Source organism: Ensifer adhaerens (assembly GCF_020035535.1).
GTDB lineage: Bacteria > Pseudomonadota > Alphaproteobacteria > Rhizobiales > Rhizobiaceae > Ensifer.
This window is the reverse complement of the sequence record NZ_CP083349.1, coordinates 791,520-812,535: the sequence shown is the minus strand read 5'-3', so window position 1 is coordinate 812,535 and position 21,016 is coordinate 791,520. Positions and strand designations below refer to the sequence as shown.

Below are 21,016 nucleotides of genomic sequence, written 5' to 3'. Positions count from 1 at the left end.
GCGTCTTTATCTCGAACGCTAGGATTTGCGCGCGAGACGCTCGATCGCCTGCTGCGTGGCGGCGCCGAAGTCACCATCAATCGGTCCGCCATAGTAGCCGCGATCCCTAAGCAGGACCTGCATTTCCTTGCGGAACGCCGGCGTGAAATTGTTGGGCTGCGTCCTCACCTCTTCCAGCTTGGCCGGGTCGCCGCCCTCAATGCTCGCTGCCGCCCAGCGAACCGCCTCCTTCGCATCCGCTTTTGTGCCGAGGCCAAAATCATAAATGCGGCTCAGATTGCCCATCGCGTAGGCGCTGCCGGCATTCGCGGCCATCTCATACCAGGTGCGGGCCTGCACATAGTCCTGCGAGACACCATTGCCGATGTCATAGAACCAACCGAGCAAGGCCATGGAGTAGGAATCGCCCATATTGGCCGCCTTCTCGTACCAGACCTTGGCCTCGCCGTAGTTCTGCTCGGCCCCCAAGCCGTTCTGATAGGCCCAGCCGAGCGAAGACATGGCATTGGTGTCGCCGCTTTCGGCCGCCTTCTTGTACCAGGAGAGCGATTGCGCCAGATCCTTGGGCAGTCCGAGCCCCTCCCGGTAGAACCAGCCCATCGTCGCCATGGCATTGGCATAGCCCTGGTTGGCCGCCAGCTCGTACCACCGGGCGGCCTCGGCATAATCCTGGGCGATGCCGCCATAGCCCTCACGATAGAGCCAACCGAGCGACGCCTGGCCGTAAGCGTTGCCGCCCTTGGCCGCCTGCTCGAACATGCGCTTGCCCTGGTCGACGTCCACCGGCCCATCGGTTCCATAGATCGAGAACCAGGCGAGATTCGTCAGCGCATACATATTGCCGCCGTCGGCAGCCTTGCGGTAGTTGCGCCGCGCGTCGACGTAGTTGCGGCCGGCATCCTGGGCCCGTCCCAGCATGTTGACGAGCATCATGTCGTCCGGGTTCTCGTTGACGGCCTGGGCACAGGCAGTCAACGCCCGCTCGGAATCAAGCTTCAGGAAATTGACCCCGAGGAAACCCGGCATCGATTGCGGCTCGCCCGCGAGCAGATAGCAGTCCCGCGAGGCCTGCGTGTCCTTTCCGGTCGGCGAGACATTGAGGCCCTTCTGCGGCTCGAGGGCCGCAATCTGCTGCTCGGCCTCCGCCTTGTGCCTGCTATCAGGGTAGCGCTCGATGAAGCGCGTCAGCGCCGCGGCATCGGTCGACTGCTTCAAGGCTTCCCAGGCAATCTCGTCCGGCGTCACGCTCGATGTCTGCTCGGCTTCACTCAAAAGCTTCAGCTTCTTTTCGGCGAGCATCTTATAGACCGGGTCGGAGCCATGCTTGGCCAGGAAGGCGGTCAACAGGTCCTTGTCCGCGAGATCGCGGATGTTCTGCCAGTCGGCAGCAGCCTCCGACTGGCTGTTAGGCGACAACTGTCCGCCATTGTTGGTGACGGTGATGTTCACTTCTTTGATGTTAAGAAAGATCTGGGCGCCGCCGAGCGAGCCGTAGACGAAAGGCTCCTGGCCGCGATTGGTCACCGACACCACCTCGTCGCGCACCTTGCCGAGCGCGATGCGGACATCGACGCCCGGTTCGGTCAGATACTTGGCAAGCGCCATGGCGAATGGACTGTTCTTGCCCTCGCCGTCGAGCGCAACCGTGCCGGCCTTGGAAGCAAAGGCGACAAGCAGGTCGGCCGATTCAGGCTCGACACGCGCCAGCCCGCGTGAGACCGCCCTGGTCGAGATCGAGCGGGTCATGCTCTGTTCGAAGGGATTGTTGCGGCAGGCGTCGAGGATGACGAGCTTGAGCTTGGTCGCGCCCTCGAGCGAACGCTGGACGCGGTCGAGCCCGATCGCCTCGTCTTCCACATCCTTGTCCGTCTTCAGTTGTACGTCGACGGGAAGCAAAAAATTCTCGCCATTCATCTCCATGCCATGGCCGGAATAATAGACGATCGCGACTTCGGCGCCGGTCGCGACATCTTCGAAGTCGCGCAGCGCCTTGACCATGTCCTGGCGGCTGACATCGTGCACGGTCGTGACAGAATCGAAGCCTGCCTCCTCGAAAGAGACCTTCATCAGTTCCACGTCATTGGCCGGATTGTTCAGGGGCGACGTCGCTTCGTATTTCTCGTTGCCGATCAACAGTGCGACACGCTTGGCAGCCCATCCATCAGATACCGACACAAACAACGCCATACAAAGAATAGAGAGCGGCAGCCAATGCCGCGAATGCCCCGTAAACATGCCATTCCCTCCGGCACCGACCATCGTTCTTCGCCTTGCCCGGCTTGCAACGACGGACGACGCCCTCGCCCATCTGTCTCGGAATCACCACATCGGGCGCCCCGGTCATGCCTGACGAAAGTATTGCGTATGAGATGTGGGCTTTCAATGTACGCACGCGTCATAATTTGCCCGCCACGCGCCTGGACGGCGCAAGGTCGAAGCAAGTCGATGCGCTTAGCTCAAACACGATAGCGGCACCGTCGTCGATTCTATCGATGACAGCGCCGCGGGAGTTACGAAAGGCTATCGGTCTCGGAGCTTGCCATGTCCATGAAGATGCATGTCGCGGAAGGAAAGCCGGGCCAGCTTGCGACGACCCATCAGCACTATTTCATCGAGCGGCCCTGTCGCATCCTGGTCATCGGCCAGCAGTTGAAAGCGAAGACCAAATATCAATGCCTGCTGCGCCACATCTCGGTTGCCGGCGCGATGCTCGATTTCAATGCTGCGATCCTGCTGCCGAAACACTTCTTTCTGGAGATCGAAGGTTTCAAGGAGGAAATCGGCTGTTCGCAGGTTCACCGGGAAGGCACCGAACTCGGGGTGCGTTTCAACATGCTGCTCTCGCCCGATTTCTTGCGGCGCCTCATTCGGATCCAGTTTTCCAGTGGCGGGCTCTGATTTCAGCGCAAGACGAGCGACATTAGATTTTTAGTGATCGATTTCAGGGGATTGCAAGTTTCTGCTGCCAAGCTGATTCTAGCAACGGTGGAAATTGCCCACCGAAGCGATGTGGGACAAATGAATTGTCCGGGGTCGAAGGATGCGCTCAGAAACTTGGCGCGCCATCTGATCCGGCACTGGCGGAGAACGACGCATGCAGAACCAGACAATGTATTCCTGCGTCCCCTCGCCTTTCTACGAGCGACGCTATGAGCGATTCTCCATCGGGCACGCGGGCACGTTGACAGCGGTGCAGCCGGGTCTCGCAAATGTTTCCGTGCGCCCCTGCCGCATGATCGACATATCGCGCGGCGGTGCCAGCTTTGCGGTCGATACCAATATCGGCCTGCCACAACACTATTACCTGCACATCGTCGGCACTTCGCTGAGAATCGGCTGCGCCGAGGTCTATCGCAACGGCGAACGCATCGGCGTCCAGTTCATCAAGCCGATCGAGCAGACCTTGCTGCGCGAGATCATCCGGCAAGAATTCTTCACCGGCCAGGTGAAGAATGCAAAGCCGCGGCGGTAAGGTCACCGATCCGGGCGAAACGGACGGCCACAGAATTCCAGCAGTTTTCTCGCGGGAATGATTCCGAATTGCGGCGGCATGCGCTAAGTTCCCCGGACTTTGTTCGAACGGGGCTCATTCTTCAGCATGTCCGCTTTCTCTCGCTTCACGCCGCTCATTCAATCCCTTCCCTCCACCATTCCGTTTGTCGGCCCCGAGGCTATCGAACGGCAGCGGGGGCGAGCCATCGCAGCGCGTATCGGCGCCAACGAAAGCGGGTTCGGTCCAGCCGCAAGCGTCCTGGCGGCCATCAATGAAGCGGCAGGCGGAACGTGGAAATATGCAGACCCGGAAAACCACGACCTGAAGCAGGCTATATCTGCTCATCTCGGCACCACGCCAACCAATATCGCGATCGGCGAAGGCATCGATGGATTGCTCGGCCAGATCGTCCGCATGGTGATCGAGCCTGGCATGCCGGTCGTCACGTCACTCGGCGCCTATCCTACCTTCAACTACCACGTCGTCGGTCACGGTGGTCGGCTGGTGACGGTGCCCTATGCCGGCGACCGGGAGGATCTCGACGGGTTGCTTGCAGCCGTGAGGCGGGAAAATGCACCACTCGTCTATTTCGCCAATCCCGATAATCCGATGGGAAGCTGGTGGCCGGCCGAGCGCATCGTCGAATTCGCCCAGGCTTTGCCCGAGACGACCCTCTTTATCCTCGATGAAGCCTATTGCGAGACGGCACCGGCCGACGCGCTACCGGCCATCGATGCCTTGATCGACAAGCCGAACGTCGTGCGTACGCGCACCTTCTCGAAGGCTTATGGTCTCGCCGGTTCGCGCGTCGGTTATGTCGTGAGCACGCCGGGGACGGCGCAGGCCTTCGACAAGATCCGCAACCATTTCGGCATGAACCGGATCGGTGTCGCCGCAGCGATCGCCGCGCTTGCGGACCAGAATTACTTAAAGGAAGTGACCGCAAAGATCGCGGCATCCCGCCAGCGCATCGCGGCAATTGCAGTGGAAAACGGCCTGACGCCGCTCGCCTCCGCCACCAATTTCCTAGCGGTCGACTGCGGCCGGGATGCGGTCCATGCCCGTGCGATCGTCGATACCCTGATGAGCGACCATGGCATATTCATCCGGATGCCGGGCGTGGCGCCCCTGAACCGCTGCATCCGCATCAGCACGGGACCGGAAGTGGAGATGGACCTGCTTGAGGCCGCCCTTCCCGAGGTTCTGAAAAAGCTGGCCTGATCCAGCTTTCAGATTCCGGTCGTTCGGCCGGCGGCCGATCGGCGGCCGCCTCATTCGTTCAGTGAACGGTCATCCATTCGCGAGCGGCGCGCAGCGCTGCTGCAAGGTCTGCCTTGCTCATCGTCATTGCCAGATCGGCACGCAGGTCGACGGCGCGGTCGCAGCCCTTGATCGCAGCGATGTTCAGCCACTTGTGGGCGGCGACGAGATCGACCGGACGGCCGTGGCCCGTTGCATAGGCGAGGCCCATTTCACAGAAGATTTCCGCCTGGTTGTCACCACCCATCGCGGCATCCGAAGCAATCTGCATATCAAAGCGTGCCATTGTCTTGTCCCTGTTTTGCCTGGTTGGTTTTTCCGAAGCGGCCCGCCCGTTTCGGGCGAGCCATGCTCCAGATCAGCACTTGTTTTGGTCCCTGTTCGACCTTGCCTCTTTGCGGGCCTTTCCGAAGCGCACCATCTTTTTGCGGCGTCGTCTTCGGTGGTTTGTCGGAGCGTTTTTGTCCGCTCGTCTTATGGCTCCAATATGCAGCAGGGCTTTCAATGCGCGCTTAAAATGCATGCTTAATTTGCGACAAACAAAGTTCAAACGCTTGGTAAACTTGAGTTTTTGTTAAACATCAGAAGTCCGGGAATCCGGCGCATTCGCTTCAAAATTTACGAAAAATTCAACTGCCGATTTCAACCAAACGCTAACCACGAAAAGATCGACGGTGGCGGAGGCGCCAAGATTTCCTAGATTTCGACCGGCTTGAAACGAGCCAGAAAAGCATCGGAAGCCGCCGCAGGGCTTGTTTACCTTTACGTGCGCGTAAGCTATCTTGCGCGCGGCGGTGAGGAGCTGCCTTTGCCCACAGGGACATCTCAAGAACAGCCGACGGAGCGGACCACGTCGGCGGTCTCGATCTGGAGGACTGGAATGTTACGTACCTTGCTCATGACCGCGACACTCGCCCTTGGCATTGCCGGGACGGCGGCAGCGGCAGAATCGATCGTCGGCAACTGGAAGACAGCAAGCGGAGCGACCGCGGAGATTGCCCCTTGTGGCGGCGCCTTCTGCGTGACGCTGAAGACCGGCAAGCATGCCGGCAAGCGCATCGGCAATCTTTCCGGCACCGATGGCAGCTATTCGGGCGAAATTACCGATCCCGATACCGACAAGACCTATAGCGGTTCGGGCTCCGTCGACGGCAATTCGCTGAAGATGAAGGGCTGCGTCCTGAAAGTGCTCTGCAAGTCGCAGACCTGGACGCGCCTCTAGGCGCGGCGCGCGGTACTGGACGCATTGACTTATCGAAAGGGTGGCCATCGGCCGCCCTTTTTCATGCGCGGGCTTGGTCACTGCGTTCCACCGCTATGTCGGACGTTCTTGCCCCTTCGCGCGTTGCGGCACTTACGGCGATCGCACTCCATCGCGGCGTTCGGCATCACCCGGCTCGCGCGGCAGCGCGCTCAAATGCAACCGAAGATGAACGCCAGATGAACGGACATCTCAGCATCAATTCAGTTTGGGTATGCGAAAACACACTCAATCGATTTGAACCTGCCTCCAAACAACGGACAGAACCATGGATATCCTTGCACGGCGCCTCACCATCATCAGCCTTCTGATGGTCGTTTTCGCTGTAACTCTCGCCGCTGCTGTCAGCGCGGACACCGAACGTCGCCGCAGCAACACCTATCTCGGCTCGCTGACGGATTGCACCGCACATACGGCGCAATACTGCCAGGCCAAGCTCTAACGCTGAACGGACCGGGCTCGCCCTGCTGCACCGCCAAGTGAAACCGATCACCTCGTGATCTGATGGAGAAACGAACATGCTGGCCGCTCTTTCGACATCCGCGTTTCTCTCGCTGCGTGTGCTTGCACTGGCCGGCCTGCTGATGGCACCGGTTGGGGCGCTTGCCTACTCGAAGGCCAACGGCTCCGGCATCGGCAAGCAGGGCGCCGGGCTTGTCCTCTTCGTCACCCTGCAGCGCCAGTCCATGACGTGATGCAGGTGTCGCCCGAGCGGATTTCATGAAAAGGGGCGATCGCGCCCCTTTTGTCTTTCCGGCTTGCACTTGATGCCGCTTTCCTGTCCTCTCGCACCTGCAGCGCCACGCGTCTTTTAAGATGCGCTACGGTTGCTGCCGCACTTTGAGTTGTTGCACGTTTTCCCGATCAAAGGACACCTGCAGCAGGATTTGCCACAACAAGCCCTGTCAGACCGATGCCCACCTATCTCGTCTATACACTTGCCGCCCTTGCCGAAATTGCCGGCTGCTTTGCCTTCTGGGCCTGGCTGAAGCTCGGCAAGTCCATCCTCTGGCTCGTCCCCGGCATGGTATCGCTCGCGCTTTTTGCCTGGCTCCTTACCCTGATCGACAGTCCGGCTGCGGGCCGAGCCTATGCTGCCTATGGCGGCGTCTATATCGCCGCCTCGCTGCTTTGGCTCTGGCTGGCAGAGGGTGTCAGACCCGACCGATGGGATCTCGCTGGCATGACTATCGCGCTCCTTGGCAGCGCCATCATCCTTGCCAGCCCCCGTTGAACCCATCGAAAGGCTGATCGCGACGCGGTTGTGCACGCAGATATCTTGTCGTTTGCTTGTCAGAAGCTGCAGCCTATAATGCGACATGAACAAGCGAATCTCTTCACACTCCGTCCTTTCCGTCGCAACGCCTGAGCCTTTCGAGCCGCAGTACTTCGACGATCCTGCGGCTGCTGTCGATTGCCTCGAAGCGCTTTATGAGCGCAACACCCGGTTCCTCTGCGAAGCTTTCGAGGGGCTTGGAAAAACCGACGATCCCCTGACACGCTATCGCGCCTGCTATCCGCAGGTCAGCATCGAGACGAGCAGCTTCGGACATGTCGATTCCCGACTGTCCTTCGGCTATGTCAGCGCGCCCGGCGTCTATACGACCACGATCACCCGGCCGAAGCTTTTCAGGCACTATCTAAAGGAACAGCTCGGGCATCTGATCCGGAACCACGGCCTCGGCGTTACCGTCTCGGAATCGGCGACCCCGATCCCCTTGCATTTTGCCTTTGGCGAGGGCGCCTATGTCGAGGCATCGGCAGCAAACACCATCGACATTCCGCTGCGCGATCTGTTCGATGCACCTGACCTGACGACGACCGACGACGAGATCGCCAACGGTTCCTATGAGCCGGGTCCCGGCGAGCCCTCGCCGCTTGCGCCCTTCACGGCCCAGCGCATCGACTATTCCCTGGCGCGGCTCAGCCACTACACGGCAACCAGCGCCACGCACTTCCAGAACTTCGTGCTCTTTACGAACTACCAGTTCTATATCGACGAGTTCTGCGCCTGGGCCCGCCAGCAGATGGCCGAAGGCGGCAACGGCTACACGGCCTTCGTCGAGCCCGGCAACATCATCACGCCCGCCGGCGCCGACAAGCCTGAGACCGACTTTACGCTCGCACGGCTGCCGCAGATGCCCGCTTATCACCTGAAGAAGAAGGGGCACGGCGGCATCACCATGGTCAATATCGGCGTCGGCCCGTCCAATGCCAAGACGATCACCGACCATATCGCCGTTTTGCGCCCGCATGTCTGGCTGATGCTCGGTCACTGCGCCGGTCTTCGCAACAGCCAGCGTCTTGGCGATTACGTGCTCGCGCATGCCTATATGCGCGAGGATCATGTTCTCGACGACGACCTCCCGGTCTGGATTCCCTTGCCGGCGCTCGCCGAAGTGCAGGTGGCGCTCCAGGATGCCGTTGCCGAGGTTACCGGCTACCGCGATTACGATCTCAAGCAGATCATGCGCACCGGCACCGTCGCGACGATCGACAACCGCAATTGGGAACTTCGCGACCAGCGCGGCCCGGTCAAACGCCTGTCGCAGGCGCGTGCCATAGCACTCGACATGGAATCGGCGACGATCGCCGCCAACGGCTTCCGCTTCCGCGTGCCCTATGGAACCTTGCTCTGCGTATCGGACAAGCCGCTGCATGGCGAATTGAAATTGCCGGGCATGGCGACCGCTTTCTACAAGACGCAGGTCAGCCAGCATTTGAAGATCGGCATCCTGGCATTGCAGAAACTTGCGGCGATGCCACCGGAGAAGCTGCATTCCCGCAAGCTCAGAAGCTTCTACGAGACTTCGTTCCAGTAAGAGCTAGCGCCGTCTCCCGAGCGCCATCGACAACATCGTGCCCGCCACCGCGGACACGATGATCAGAAGGTGCGCGTTGACGCCGGCGGCCGCGAGTTGCTCCAGCCCGGCGCGATCGGCATGAGCGCCGAAGGATACGGCCCCGGCCGCGATCGCGGCGGGATAGGTGCCGACGCCGGCGGGCGCATGCATCGGCAGCACCGATGAAAGCTCGCCACCGAGGGCGCCGCCGAAACAGGCGGCCAGCGGCGCAACGCCCATGAAGGCCAGCACCCAGGCAAGAACGATCACCTTGACCGCCCAATTGAGGATGGTCATGCCCCAGGCACGCAGGAACGCAACGATGTTGGCCGGGACGCCCGCCTCCAACTCGTCGACGATGGCATCGAGCTTTGTCGGCAACAGCCGGCGCGCCAGCGCGATCACTTGATTCTTCAAAAGAAAGAGGAGGAGCGGCGAGACGAACGCGGCAAGCCACGCGGCCCAAAGGACGGCTGACCCACGCCCGATGACGAGGCCGACGGCGGCGACAACGAGAAGGGCGTGCAGGTCGAGCAGACGCATCACCAGGAGAGCGGACGTTCCACGCGCAAGCGGCACGGAAAACTCTGAGCGCATGAGAAGCGGAAAGCTCGTCTCTCCGGCGCGAAATGGCAGCATGATGTTCAGGAGATTGTGAACCTGGGTCACGCGAAACAGCGGCAGAAAACGGCCCGCGGTTTCTTTCGGGAAGTAGTCATAGATGCGGTAGCAACGAATAAAATAGGTCGCGACGAGCAACACCAGCGCCGAGACTGCCGAACCGAAGCCAATCTCCGACCATTGCTTCAAGAGCGCCGGCCATCCCCAGAACCATTCGACAAAGGCCGCGTAGGCCGCAATGGCAGCAGCCGAAAGCAATGTCATCCGGTTGCGGGCGAGCCAGGATCGCCGATCGGACTCGCAATCCGAAATCATCAGGTCTCGATTTCCCGTGTTGACACGCAAGATTGAACGTTGGTTATCACCGATAACTGTGCAAGAAAACGATTATGTAGCCCAATCCAAATCTTGCGGCACCGTAAGCGCCGCCGCATGAACGAGCTGTTTCCATGTACTCCATCGAACTATCCGTCGTCATTCCCGTGTTCAACGAGGAGGACAGCATCCAGCCTCTGATCACGCGGGTCCGCGATTCGCTGGCGAACTTTCCCTCTCCTTGGGAACTGATCCTCGTTGACGACGGCAGTACCGACCGAACTCTTGTAAACGCGAGGAAGGCACTTTCCGATCCCGGCCTCGACCTCAAGATCGTCGAATTGCAGAAGAACTTCGGGCAAACGGCGGCGATGCAGGCCGGCATCGACACTGCTGCCGGGCGCCTGATCGCCACGCTCGACGGCGACCTGCAGAACGATCCGGCTGACATCCCCGAAATGGTCAAGGCGATCGAGGAGCGACAACTCGACCTGCTCGTCGGCTGGCGAAAGAACCGGCAGGACGGCCTCCTGCTCCGGAAGATTCCATCCTGGTGCGCCAACCGCCTGATCGGAAAGATCACCGGCGTCAGGCTGCACGACTATGGCTGCAGCCTGAAGGTCTACCGGACCTCCGTCATCAAGCAGGTGAAGCTGATGGGGGAAATGCACCGCTTCATCCCCGCCTGGGTCGCTGGCGTGGTGCCGAGCAGCCGCATCGGCGAGATGCCCGTTACCCATCATGCGCGCCAGCATGGGCAGTCCAAGTATGGGATCTCCAGAACCTTCCGCGTGATTCTCGATCTGCTGTCGGTGCTGTTCTTCATGCGGTACAAGGCGCGCCCGGGGCACTTCTTCGGCTCGATCGGGCTTGCGACCGGCGCGCTCAGCGCGTTGATCCTGGTCTATCTCGGCTTCGACAAGTTTATCCTCGGAAACGATATCGGCACGCGACCGCTGCTGATCGTCGGCGTCATGCTTTTCCTCTCGTCCGTCCAGCTCATCACGACGGGCATCCTGGCGGAAATGATGGCGCGAACCTATTTCCGCGACGACGATACCACCAACTACATCGTCCGGCAGATCTTCGCCCGGGACCCGAGCGATGCTTGACGTCGTCAATCGTCGGCCAAACATCACCGTTGCGCTGATTGCCGGTTATTTCCTGCTCTGCATCGGCTTGCGCCTCGCCGTTTCCACATCGCTCGAGATCGATGAGTCGGAACAAGCCTTCGTCTCGCAGTTCCTGATGCTTGGCTATGGCTCGCAGCCCCCGTTCTACAACTGGCTGCAATACGGGCTCACCTCGCTCTTCGGGCCGTCGCTCGCGACGATGACGGTGCTCAAGAACGGGCTCCTGTTTCTCTGTTGTCTCTTCTACGGCCTCGCGGCACGCGAGGTCCTGAACGATCGGCGCCTGACAGCCATCGCAACGGTCGGCGTCCTGACTTTTCCGCCGATCTTCCTGCTCGCGCAGCGCGACCTTTCGCATACGGTCGCCGCGCTGTTTGCCGTGTCGCTGTTCCTTTACGCCTTCATCCGGACGATGACGCGGCCAAGTCTGTTCGCCTATATACTGACGGGCGCGGCGGTCGGCATCGGCGTCATCTCGAAGTACAACTTCGCACTCGTCCCAACCGCCGCGATTCTTGCGATCCTGCCCGAGCCCAGGCTGCGCGCACGGATCTTCGACTGGCGCATCCTGGTTGCCATCGCCGTCTGCACACTGATTGCGCTGCCGCACGGCTACTGGATTCTCGAAAACCTCGGTGCTGCCTCGCGCAATACCCTCCATGAAATGGGAACGGCGCAACAGACGAGCTACCTGACGAAGGCGCTCAAAGGGGTCATCGCACTGGTCGCCGCCTCACTTCGCGGCGCCGCCATACCGCTGGTCGTCTTTGCTCTGGTATTCCGCAAGGACCTGGCGGCGATCTGGCGCGCCGAAAGCCCCTGGACACGCGTCATCGGGCGCATGCTGCTTTTGTGCCTCGGTGCCGTGCTGCTGATCATGCTAGCCGTCGGCGCCACGCACATGCGGGAGAAGTGGCTGGTTCTCTTTCTCGTCCTGCTGCCGCTTTATCTCGCCCTCAAGGTCGAGGCATCCGGCGTCGACACCGCGCGAAGCGTTCGCCCCTTCCTGCTGCTCGTCGCCTTCATCGTCGTTACCACCTTGGTGGTCGTGTCGGCCCGCGCCGTCGTTCGCCCCTGGTTCGGCAAGCTGTCGCGGCTGAGTATCCCCTATAGCACCCTTGTCGACACCGTCGTGAAACAGGAGGGAGCCGAGCCGGCGATGGTCATCGCCTCGGACAAGCTACTTGGAGGCAATGTGCGCACGCGTCTGCACGGCGCCAAGGTTTTTGTGGCTGGAAACAGCAGTTCTCCGATCGAGCACCTGACTGGCCCGCTCCTCGTGGTCTGGAGCGACAATGGCAAGCTCGATTCTCAACCACCTGAAGGGCTTCTCGACATCTTGAAGTCGCTCGGCGTGGCCGAGGAGACTATGAAGCCGCAGCAACTCGCCCTGCCCTATCTCAACGGCAATCTGCCGGATCGCTACGGCTTCGGCTACTTCTGGATCGCCGACCCGTCCCGATGAATGGGCGACTCGCCGCGATGGATGGGCGCGCCGTCGCGGTCGGCGCCGACGAGCAACTTGAGTTCACCTGGGTGAATACGAAGCGCGACGTCACGGCCCATCGGCAGGAGCTCTCCGTCGATGACGCAGTTGATCTTGCGCTCCACCTTGGGAAAATGCAGATCGAGCGCATGACCGCTCATGGTGGTAATCAGCGGGCTGTCGCGAAATTTTCCGCGCATGACATCGAAGGCGAGCTTGGCGACGCCCGGCGGACTCAGGGGCGGAGCGGTATAGAAGCCGAGATGCCCGGCCGTAACATCGTCGGCATACATAAGCGTGTCGCGCCCGAACGGGTTGTTGGAGACGGAAACCGCTGAAACATGGCGGCTTTCCTTGTGGCCGTCGACGTCGAACTCGATCTCGAAATCAGGCGGATTGAGAATCACGCCGACGGCGGCACGCGTGCTGGCGGCGATCTTGCCCGCCCTCGAACGGAAGCTGAAGGACTCGCGGTAGCGTACCATGCGGGCATGCAAGCCCATCGAAAACTGGTGCACGAAGGCCCGGCCATCGGCGCTGCCTATGTCGCCGTCGATGATCACCCCGTTCGCCAGCACCTCCGGTACCTTCCAGATATCGAGCGGCAGCTTCAGCGTGCGGGCGAAAAGGTTCATCGTCCCGGCCGGAACGACGCCGAGCGGCATACGGTTCTTCCACGCGACCCCGGCAGCCGCGGAAATCGTACCGTCGCCACCGCCCGCAAGGATCGCATCGAGATCGTCGCGGCGGCATGTGCGCTCCAGTGTCTCGCGCATTTCGTTTCCGGAAACGGCGGCAATCTCGATCCGATGGCCGGCGGCGTGGAAGACCTCCTCGACCTTCTGGCCATAGGCCGCCATATCCGTCGTGCGGAAGGTTCCGCCGTCACGATTGAAGATCGCCTTGATTTTCATGAATGGGTCACTGGCTCCGTTGCCGCGGCAAAGCTGTTCACCGCGATCAGATAATCGCGATTGCGGCCAATTCCAGAACCTTACTGAAACTTAACGGGAATCAATCGCGTGCCGGCGACGCTCCGAGACCGGCAATGGCCTGGCGTTCAGCGCGGCTCGGGCAATTTCAGAGGCCCACCCGTCTTGATCGACCGGATCGCGAAGTTCGAGCGGATATCGGTCACACCCGGCAGGGCAAGCAGCGTATCGGTCAGGAGCTTCTCGTAAGCCGGGAGGTCCTCCACGACGACCTCTGCGAGAAAATCGGCATTGCCCGAGATCAGGAAACAGGACACCACCTCGGGAATGGCGAGCAGCGCCTCCTGCTGCAACTGTGCATTCTCGCGGCTGTGCCGTCCCACCTTGATCTCCACGAAGACCGTGAGCCCGAGGCCGGCTTCCTTGCGGTCGATGTCGGCGCGATAGCCACGCAGGATGCCGGATTTTTCCAGATTGCGGATGCGCCGCAAGCAAGGCGACGGCGAAAGATTGACCTTTTCGGCGATCTCGACGTTCGTCGCGCGCGCATCCTCCTGGAGTATCCTGAGGATGGCGAAGTCAAATTTATCGAGATTTGGCATGATCACAAACTTCAGAGGTATCTGTTGGCACATTATTGCTAACCATAGCCTGCTTTGGGCATAAATCGCAAGGACATGCCCTGCCTTCAGGGCGTAATCTTCCTTCCGGACCCAAAAGCCCCTGAGATACTCAAATCGGGAAGGAAATTCAAATGGTTGCGCTCGCCTTCGATCGCGGCAATACGACGCCTGTCGCCGCCGGCTATGCCGGTGCCTTCGTGACCGTCCTCATATGGGCGGGTTGGATTCTCGCGACCCGCCATTCGGCGGGCACTACACTCGGCACGATCGACCTCGGCCTGATCCGCTATGGCGTGCCGACCCTCCTGCTTGCGCCGGTCTGGCTGAAGACCGGCCTACTGCCGCGCAAGCTGCCGGTCCTGCTTCTCGCCCTCATGGTCGCGGGCTCGGGTGCGGTCTTCTTTCAGGTCTCGGCATTTGCGATCCATTCCGTTCCCGCCTCCTCCGTCGGCATTCTTCTCGGTGGCTCGATGCCGCTTGCCACCGCCCTGATCAGCATTACCATCTTTGGTGAACGTCCGGACCGGATGCGGATGGCGGGTTTTGCCGCGATCGTCGCCGGCGTCGCCATCCTGATGACGCGCAATCTCGCGGCTTCGGCGTCCGCCGGCTGGATCGGATATGCCCTGTTGCCAGCGGCGGCGACGCTTTGGGCGATCTACACCCACGCATTCCGCCGCTCCGGGCTGAGCCCGCTGCAAGGAAGCGCCTTGATTGCCGTCTGGTCGTTCCTGATCCATCTGGCGCTTGCAGCCTGTTTCGGAAGCACGCTTGCCAGCGTCCCGACCCAGGAGATCGCCTTGCAGATCACCAGCCAGGGCATCCTGTCCGGTCTCGTTGCCATGGTTGCCTATGGCTTTGCGGTGAAGGGCCTCGGCGGCACCCAGGCCGCAGCCTTCACCGCACTGACCCCGGTGCTCGCGATGATCGGCGGCGCGGTCCTGCTCGGCGAGCAGATTGGCCCGTTCGAAATGCTGGCCGCGATCGTCACGGCTGCAGGCGTAGCACTTTCAACCGGCATCCTCTCTGTCCGCACGTGAGCCTTTCCCGAAAGAACAAAGGCCCCGGCGCTTTCCGCTCCGGGGCCTTCTATTTTCTCGAGAGCGCCAAGGCTCAGCCGTGGATAATCTCGCGATGCTTCTGCAGGCGGTGGCCATAGGCCTGGCTGACACGATCGAAGATGATCGCAATGCCTACGATGGCGAGGCCGTTGAAGATGCCGAGGGTAAAGTACTGGTTGGCGATCGCCTTCAGCACCGGCTGACCGAGACCTTGAACACCGATCATCGAGGCAATGACCACCATGGCGAGTGCCATCATGATCGTCTGGTTGATTCCCGCCATGATCGTCGGCAATGCCAACGGCATCTGCACGTTCTTGAGCTTCTGCCAGCCCGACGAACCGAAGGCGTCGGCCGCTTCGAGCACATCCTTGTCGACGAGGCGAATGCCGAGATTGGTCAGTCGGATCATCGGCGGTATCGCGTAGATGACCACGGCGATCAGCCCCGGCACCTTGCCGATGCCAAGCAGCATGACGACCGGGATCAGGTAGACGAAACTCGGCATGGTCTGCATGACGTCGAGGATCGGATTGACGATATTCTGGAAACGATCCGAACGCGACATGACGATGCCGATCGGAATGCCGATGGCGATCGACAGCACGGTGCAGACGAAGATCATCGAGACCGTCTTCATCGTATCGTCCCACATATCGAAATAGCCGATGAGCAGGAGCGTACCGATACAACCGGCGACGATCTTCCAATTCCGGCTCGCCACCCAGGCGATCAGCGCAATCAGCACCAGGATGATCGGCCAGGGCGTCTTCGTCATGAAGCGTTCCGACTGGATGAGGAAGAACTGCAGTGGCTCGAAGAAGCCTTCGATTGCATCGCCGTAGGCGCGCGTGAACGACCGGAAACCCTCGTCGATGGCCTTCTTCAACGCCCGCAGGCTCTCGTCGTCCATATGCGGAAACTGGGTAAACCAGTCCATTCCATTTCCCCTTCACATTTCGCCGGCCGCGATTGTTGTTTTGCTGTTGCCGGACGTCGAACAAGAAGCGGCGCAAGTGATCGCGCCGCCCATGGTTTCAATCAGTGCATTCAGAGTGCCGCCTTGACCTTTTCGGCAACCTCGGGCGAAACCCACTTGGTCCAGAGGTCGGGATTCTCCTGGAGGAAGTGCTTGGCGCCTTCCTCTCCGCTCGCCTGGTTGTCGGTCATCCAAGCCATCAGCTTGTTGACCGTGTCATTGGTCCAGGCGCGCTTGTTGAGGTAGTCCATGGCAGGGCCGGCGCGATCAGCGAAGGACTTGGTCACAAGCGTCTGGACCTTGTCCTTCGGCCAGTCGTTCTTCTTCGGGTCCGGGCAATCGGCGACGGTGTTGCAACGCTTCCATTCGGCCGCATCGGCCGGCACGCCATGCTCGAGCTTCACCATCTCGTACTTGCCGAGAAGTGCGGTCGGCGCCCAGTAGTACCCGACCCAGCCCTGCTTGCGCTCATAGGCCTTGGCAATCGAGCCATCGAGGCCGGCGGCCGAGCCGGTGTCGACAAGCGTAAAGCCTGCAGCTTCGCCGCCATAGGCCTTGTAGAGCTGCGTGGTCACGACGGTACCGCCCCAACCCTGCGGGCCATTGAAGACGGCGCCCTTGCTGGCATCTTCCGGATCCGGGAACAACTCCTTGTGCTTCAGCGCGTCGTCGATCGTCTTGATGTCAGGATTGGCGTCGACGATGTACTTCGGGACCCACCAGCCCTGGACGGCGCCATCGGAAAGCGCAACGGCAGCACCGACGAGCTTGCCTTCCTCGAGACCGCGATTGACGACATCCGGCAGCAGGTCGACCCAGCCTTCCGGCGCAACATCCGGCTGTCCCTTTTCGATCATCGAGGTGATCGTCGGCACAGTGTCACCAACGACCAGGTCGGCATTGCAGCCGTAGCCTTCCGTCAGGATGATCTTGTCGACGCTCGCCAGCACCTCGGCGCTCTGCCAGTTCATGTTGGCGATCGTCACGTCACCGCATTCGGCGGCCGAAGCGGCGCCGGCGAGGCCGAGGAGGCCAGCGGCCAGACAGGTCGTTGCAAGAAGCTTCTTCATTTCCGTTCCCTTTGTTTTGGCGGTGCATCTCATCGCACTGCCGATCTCACCGCGGGGATCGACAGCGTTACAGAGCTCGGTCCAACTCGAAACAACAGGGACCGAAAGGCCTGCAGGTCCGTCGGCTTCGAGCCGATGACATCATGAAAGCTAACGGGGTTTTCCGGCAAGGACTTTCCCATTTGCGTCAACGGGTGCCTTTCCTAATGTTTGAAGACAGCTGAGGTGCAGATCAGGACGACTTGCTGCGCTGATAATAGCGTGACACCCGAACCCGATTGCCGCAGCGCGCGGCAGAACACCAGCGCCGGCGGGCGTTGTTGCCGACGAAGAGCATGACGCAATCCTCCGCCTCGCATTTGCGGATCAGGCCGGCGTCCGGATGGGCCAGCAGCGCCGCGGCATCCTCGGCCAGGAATCCCGCCAGCTGGATCACGGGCGCAGCCAGCCGCTCACTGACAAGACGCGGCGGGTCACTCCAGTCGAGATGTCGTACGAGCGGCGCGGCGCGCATTGCCACATTGAGGCCCTCGATATCGGCCGCGGGAACGGGTTGCCCGCTCATGACATGCGCAATTGCCGAGGTCATGTGCGCCCTGACGGCAAGCACAGGCTCAACGTCGGCCGCACTTGTCGCACCGATCCCGTCAAACGCCGCGTCCGGAAAACGGGCCTGTTCCAACTTAAGCCAAGCCGCCAGCCCTTCCCCATTCGCGATCAGATCGACGCGTCCACTCGCTGTCAGCGGATGCGTGTTGACGAGATCGAGAGCAAGCGGCTCTCCGACAAAAGGAACCAAGTCCATGCGGTCCTCATTTAATGCATGATTTCGATGTTGACACATTAGCATTTCCAACGCAATTCTAATGCATAAACTTTCAAGATAGGGGTGTTAAATGAATAGACATCGCATTCCATCGATCCGCCACCGCTTCATCGAAGCCAGCGGCGTGCGCGTCTTCTATCGGGAAAGCGAGCCGGTCGAGGCCGGCGACGACGTGCCCACGATATTGCTGCTGCATGGCTTCCCCTCGTCCTCGCACCAATACCGTCGCCTGATGGATGCGCTCGGCAGCCAATACCGGCTGATCGCGCCGGACTATCCGGGTTTTGGCCACAGCGACGCTCCGACATCGACAAATGAGGGCGGCAGCTTCGTCTACAGCTTCGATCGGCTCGCTGAAGTGATCGAAGGTTTCGTCGACGCATTGGGGCTCAAGCGCTTTGTTCTCTACGCCTTCGATTTCGGTGCGCCTGTCGGCTTTCGCCTCGCAAGCCGGCGTCCCGAGCGGATTGCGGGACTGATCGTCCAGAACGGCAACTCCTATCTGGAGGGGCTTTCCGACATCGCCCGCGATTTCATCGCGCTTGAACCCGAGGACGAGGGCGCAGTGGAACAGGTCCGGCAACTGCTGACCCTGGAGATGACCCGTGGGCAGTATGTCGGGGGCACTGGGGATCCAGAACTGGTGGCACCGGACGGCTGGACCATGGATCAGCATTTCCTCGACCGCCCCGACCGCCGCCAGCCGCAAATCGACCTTGCCTTCGACTACAAGAGCAACCTCAGCCGCTATGGGGAATGGCAGCAATGGCTGCGAGGCAAGAAGCCCCCGACCTTGATCACCTGGGGCCGCAATGATCCGTTCTTCACCGAAAAAGGCGCCCGCGCGTTTCTTGCCGATCTCCCTGAGGCCGATCTGCACCTGTTCGACACCGGTCACTTCGCGCTGGAAGAGAGCCTGTCGGAAATCGCACCGCTGATTGCCGACTTCGTCGACCGCATCTGGACGAAGGCATGAAATGAAAAAAGGCGCCGTGGCCATAACCATCGACGCCTTTCCTGATCTTCGGCCGGGCCGCGAATTGCGGTCCGCCTCCCGACCTTACATGTTCGGATAGACCGGGCCCTCTCCGCCTTGGGGCGGCACCCAGTTGATGTTCTGGTTGGGGTCCTTGATGTCGCAGGTCTTGCAGTGCACGCAGTTCTGCGCGTTGATGACGAAGACTTGCCTGCCGTCTTTCTCCACCCACTCGTAGACCCCGGCCGGACAGTAGCGGGTCGACGGGCCGGCATAGACGTCGTGCTCGGAGCGCTTCTGCAGCTCCATGTCCTTGACCTGCAGGTGGACCGGCTGGTCCTCCTCATGGTTGGTGTTCGACAGGAACACCGAGGACAGCCGGTCGAAGGTCAAAACCCCATCCGGCTTCGGATAGTCGATCTTCTTGTGCTGGGCTGCCGGCTCGAGCGACTGCGCATCGGTCTTGCCGTGCTTCAGCGTGCCGAAGAACGAGAAGCCGAACAGCTGGTTGGTCCACATGTCGAGACCGCCGAGCGCCACGCCGATCGCCGTGCCGAACTTCGACCACAGCGGCTTGACGTTTCTCACCCGCTTCAGGTCCTGGCCGATGGCGCTGTCGCGCCAGCCGCGCTCGATCTCGATCGGCTCGTCATTGGCGCGACCGGAGGCGATCGCCGCCGCCAGCTTCTCGGCGGCGAGAATGCCCGACAGAACCGCGTTGTGGCTGCCCTTGATGCGCGGCACGTTGACGAGGCCGGCGGAACAGCCGATCAGCGCGCCGCCGGGGAAGGACAGCTTCGGCACCGACTGGTAGCCGCCCTCGGTGATCGCACGGGCGCCATAGGAGAGACGCTTGCCGCCCTCGAAGGTGCCGCGGATCGCCGGGTGCGTCTTGAAGCGCTGGAACTCCTCGAACGGGAAGAGATAGGGGTTCTTGTAGTTGAGGTGCACGACGAAGCCGACGGCCACCATGTTGTCTTCGAGGTGATAGAGGAACGAACCGCCACCGGTCTTCATGCCGAGCGGCCAGCCGAACGAGTGCTGCACCAGGCCCGGACGATGGTTCTCGGGCTTGACCTGCCAGAGTTCTTTCAGCCCGATGCCGAATTTCTGGACGTCGCTATCCTTCGAGAGGTTGAATTTCGAAATCAGCTGCTTGGCGAGCGAACCGCGCACGCCCTCGCCAATCAGCGTGTATTTGCCCAAGAGTGCCATGCCGCGGGCAAAGTTCGGTCCCGGCTCGCCATTGCGCTCGATGCCCATGTCGCCGGTGGCAACACCGATGACCGCACCCTCGTCGTTGTAGAGCACTTCGGTTGCGGCAAAGCCCGGATAGATCTCGACGCCGAGCGCTTCCGCCTTTGTCGCCAGCCAGCGACAGACGTTTCCGAGCGAGACGATGTAGTTGCCGTGATTGTTCATCAGCGGCGGCATCAGGAAATTCGGCAGGCGAATCGAGCCGGCGGGGCCCAGGAACAGGAAGTGGTCGTCCGTGACTTCGGTCTTGAACGGATGGTCGGCGTCCGCGCGCCAATCCGGCAGCAGCCGGTCGATGCCGATCGGATCGACGACAGCACCCGAAAGAATGTGCGCGCCGACCTCGGCGCCCTTTTCAAGCACGACAACCGAAAGCTCCGGATTGACCTGTTTCAGCCGGATCGCCGCTGCAAGACCCGCCGGTCCCGCACCCACGATCACAACGTCGAACTCCATGCTCTCGCGTTCGGGCAGGTCTTGCTCGGTCATACCGTCTCTCCAGTCTCACCGGTCTTCTGCCGGTTCAGTTCCCAGGGCATATCATTCCGTCATGGCAAATGCCGTTTGGCTTGTCGAGCCGGGATGCGACAGACGATGCCCGCTTTTGCGCATGAGGTCATGACTTTAGAGCGAATTTCTATATGACGTGTACGTAAACGTAAATATATCAAATTGTCGCGTGCCGAAGGTACGAGCCATCCGGCCTTGCTTTTGCCGAAGAGCCGTGCGACGAGGCCGCCAGATCCTTCCGGCGGTCCGCGCCGGCATATCCCATTCGCAAACGGCACTCGGCAAGACGCCCCCCCCTGGCGCGCGGACGACGTGTCTTTTGTCGGCTTCGGGGCCGACCGCCTGACATGCGGAGACGGTCCCACAAAAT

General features: G+C 61.0%; 21 protein-coding genes. 12 read left to right on the top strand and 9 right to left on the bottom strand.

Annotation, left to right across the window (positions count from 1 at the left end; translation table 11 throughout):
- Positions 1–18: 18 nt before the first annotated feature.
- The gene (locus LAC81_RS03950) at positions 19–2,175 is read right to left on the bottom strand and encodes a caspase family protein (RefSeq protein WP_223726805.1); all 2,157 of its coding nucleotides are present in this window, start codon (positions 2,173–2,175) and stop codon (positions 19–21) included.
- A 366-nt stretch (positions 2,176–2,541) separates the two neighbouring features.
- On the opposite strand from LAC81_RS03950, the gene LAC81_RS03945 reads away from it, so the two are divergent.
- From LAC81_RS03945 to LAC81_RS03935, 3 genes are all read left to right on the top strand, one after another.
- Complete coding sequence (locus LAC81_RS03945) at positions 2,542–2,898, top strand: hypothetical protein (protein ID WP_223726804.1); 357 nt, start codon at positions 2,542–2,544, stop codon at positions 2,896–2,898.
- 196 nt (positions 2,899–3,094) lie between these two features.
- Entirely contained in the window at positions 3,095–3,472 is a 378-nt protein-coding gene (locus tag LAC81_RS03940) for a PilZ domain-containing protein (RefSeq protein ID WP_113541524.1), read from the top strand.
- A gap of 126 nt (positions 3,473–3,598) precedes the next feature.
- Entirely contained in the window at positions 3,599–4,714 is a 1,116-nt protein-coding gene (locus tag LAC81_RS03935) for a pyridoxal phosphate-dependent aminotransferase (protein ID WP_223726803.1), read from the top strand.
- A gap of 58 nt (positions 4,715–4,772) precedes the next feature.
- Here LAC81_RS03935 and LAC81_RS03930 read toward each other — a convergent pair whose 3' ends face one another.
- Positions 4,773–5,039 (bottom strand): sel1 repeat family protein, encoded by a 267-nt coding sequence (locus tag LAC81_RS03930; RefSeq protein WP_057252835.1) that lies wholly within the window; start codon positions 5,037–5,039, stop codon positions 4,773–4,775.
- Positions 5,040–5,633: 594 nt separating this feature from the next.
- Between LAC81_RS03930 and LAC81_RS03925 the strand changes: the two genes are divergently transcribed.
- The 5 genes from LAC81_RS03925 (at position 5,634) to LAC81_RS03905 (ending at position 8,836) form a co-directional block, all read left to right on the top strand.
- A complete protein-coding gene (locus LAC81_RS03925) occupies positions 5,634–5,975 on the top strand; it encodes a DUF2147 domain-containing protein (RefSeq protein WP_113541526.1) in 342 nt (113 codons plus the stop codon).
- Between the two features lie 307 nt (positions 5,976–6,282).
- On the top strand, positions 6,283–6,456 hold the full coding sequence (locus LAC81_RS03920; protein ID WP_034804185.1) for a hypothetical protein: 174 nt from the start codon (positions 6,283–6,285) through the stop codon (positions 6,454–6,456).
- 76 nt (positions 6,457–6,532) lie between these two features.
- The gene (locus LAC81_RS03915) at positions 6,533–6,709 is read left to right on the top strand and encodes a hypothetical protein (RefSeq protein WP_223726802.1); all 177 of its coding nucleotides are present in this window, start codon (positions 6,533–6,535) and stop codon (positions 6,707–6,709) included.
- A gap of 218 nt (positions 6,710–6,927) precedes the next feature.
- On the top strand, positions 6,928–7,248 hold the full coding sequence (locus LAC81_RS03910) for a YnfA family protein (protein ID WP_223726801.1): 321 nt from the start codon (positions 6,928–6,930) through the stop codon (positions 7,246–7,248).
- 85 nt (positions 7,249–7,333) lie between these two features.
- On the top strand, positions 7,334–8,836 hold the full coding sequence (locus LAC81_RS03905) for an AMP nucleosidase (RefSeq protein ID WP_223726800.1): 1,503 nt from the start codon (positions 7,334–7,336) through the stop codon (positions 8,834–8,836).
- 3 nt (positions 8,837–8,839) lie between these two features.
- Here LAC81_RS03905 and LAC81_RS03900 read toward each other — a convergent pair whose 3' ends face one another.
- On the bottom strand, positions 8,840–9,793 hold the full coding sequence (locus LAC81_RS03900; protein ID WP_223726799.1) for a lysylphosphatidylglycerol synthase domain-containing protein: 954 nt from the start codon (positions 9,791–9,793) through the stop codon (positions 8,840–8,842).
- A 134-nt stretch (positions 9,794–9,927) separates the two neighbouring features.
- On the opposite strand from LAC81_RS03900, the gene LAC81_RS03895 reads away from it, so the two are divergent.
- Together LAC81_RS03895 and LAC81_RS03890 are read left to right on the top strand one after the other, a co-directional pair.
- Positions 9,928–10,905, top strand: a complete 978-nt coding sequence (locus LAC81_RS03895) for a glycosyltransferase family 2 protein (protein WP_223726798.1) — start codon at positions 9,928–9,930, stop codon at positions 10,903–10,905.
- Entirely contained in the window at positions 10,898–12,391 is a 1,494-nt protein-coding gene (locus tag LAC81_RS03890) for a glycosyltransferase family 39 protein (protein WP_223726797.1), read from the top strand. Before LAC81_RS03895 ends, LAC81_RS03890 begins: the two co-directional genes overlap by 8 nt.
- Here LAC81_RS03890 and LAC81_RS03885 read toward each other — a convergent pair.
- Positions 12,361–13,326 carry a diacylglycerol/lipid kinase family protein gene (locus LAC81_RS03885; RefSeq protein WP_223726796.1) on the bottom strand — a complete coding sequence of 322 codons (966 nt, stop codon included), beginning with the start codon at positions 13,324–13,326 and terminating at the stop codon, positions 12,361–12,363. The two genes, LAC81_RS03890 and LAC81_RS03885, sit on opposite strands and share 31 nt — an antisense overlap.
- 146 nt (positions 13,327–13,472) lie before the next feature.
- Entirely contained in the window at positions 13,473–13,946 is a 474-nt protein-coding gene (locus tag LAC81_RS03880) for an Lrp/AsnC family transcriptional regulator (protein ID WP_113541533.1), read from the bottom strand.
- Positions 13,947–14,098: 152 nt separating this feature from the next.
- Between LAC81_RS03880 and LAC81_RS03875 the strand changes: the two genes are divergently transcribed.
- A complete protein-coding gene (locus LAC81_RS03875; protein WP_223726795.1) occupies positions 14,099–15,007 on the top strand; it encodes a DMT family transporter in 909 nt (302 codons plus the stop codon).
- Between the two features lie 73 nt (positions 15,008–15,080).
- Here the strand turns inward: LAC81_RS03875 and LAC81_RS03870 are convergent, their stop codons facing one another.
- The 3 genes from LAC81_RS03870 to LAC81_RS03860 all read right to left on the bottom strand — a co-directional run bounded on the left by LAC81_RS03870 (position 15,081) and on the right by LAC81_RS03860 (position 17,882).
- Positions 15,081–15,968, bottom strand: a complete 888-nt coding sequence (locus tag LAC81_RS03870; RefSeq protein ID WP_113541535.1) for an ABC transporter permease — start codon at positions 15,966–15,968, stop codon at positions 15,081–15,083.
- Positions 15,969–16,078: 110 nt separating this feature from the next.
- Complete coding sequence (locus LAC81_RS03865) at positions 16,079–17,077, bottom strand: ABC transporter substrate-binding protein (protein WP_113541536.1); 999 nt, start codon at positions 17,075–17,077, stop codon at positions 16,079–16,081.
- Positions 17,078–17,309: 232 nt separating this feature from the next.
- Positions 17,310–17,882 carry a CGNR zinc finger domain-containing protein gene (locus LAC81_RS03860; RefSeq protein WP_223726794.1) on the bottom strand — a complete coding sequence of 191 codons (573 nt, stop codon included), beginning with the start codon at positions 17,880–17,882 and terminating at the stop codon, positions 17,310–17,312.
- Positions 17,883–17,973: 91 nt separating this feature from the next.
- On the opposite strand from LAC81_RS03860, the gene LAC81_RS03855 reads away from it, so the two are divergent.
- Positions 17,974–18,879, top strand: a complete 906-nt coding sequence (locus LAC81_RS03855; RefSeq protein WP_223726793.1) for an alpha/beta fold hydrolase — start codon at positions 17,974–17,976, stop codon at positions 18,877–18,879.
- 84 nt (positions 18,880–18,963) lie between these two features.
- Here the strand turns inward: LAC81_RS03855 and LAC81_RS03850 are convergent, their stop codons facing one another.
- Positions 18,964–20,625, bottom strand: coding sequence for an electron transfer flavoprotein-ubiquinone oxidoreductase (locus LAC81_RS03850; RefSeq protein ID WP_223726792.1), 1,662 nt, complete (start codon positions 20,623–20,625; stop codon positions 18,964–18,966).
- Between the last annotated feature and the right edge of the window lie 391 nt (positions 20,626–21,016).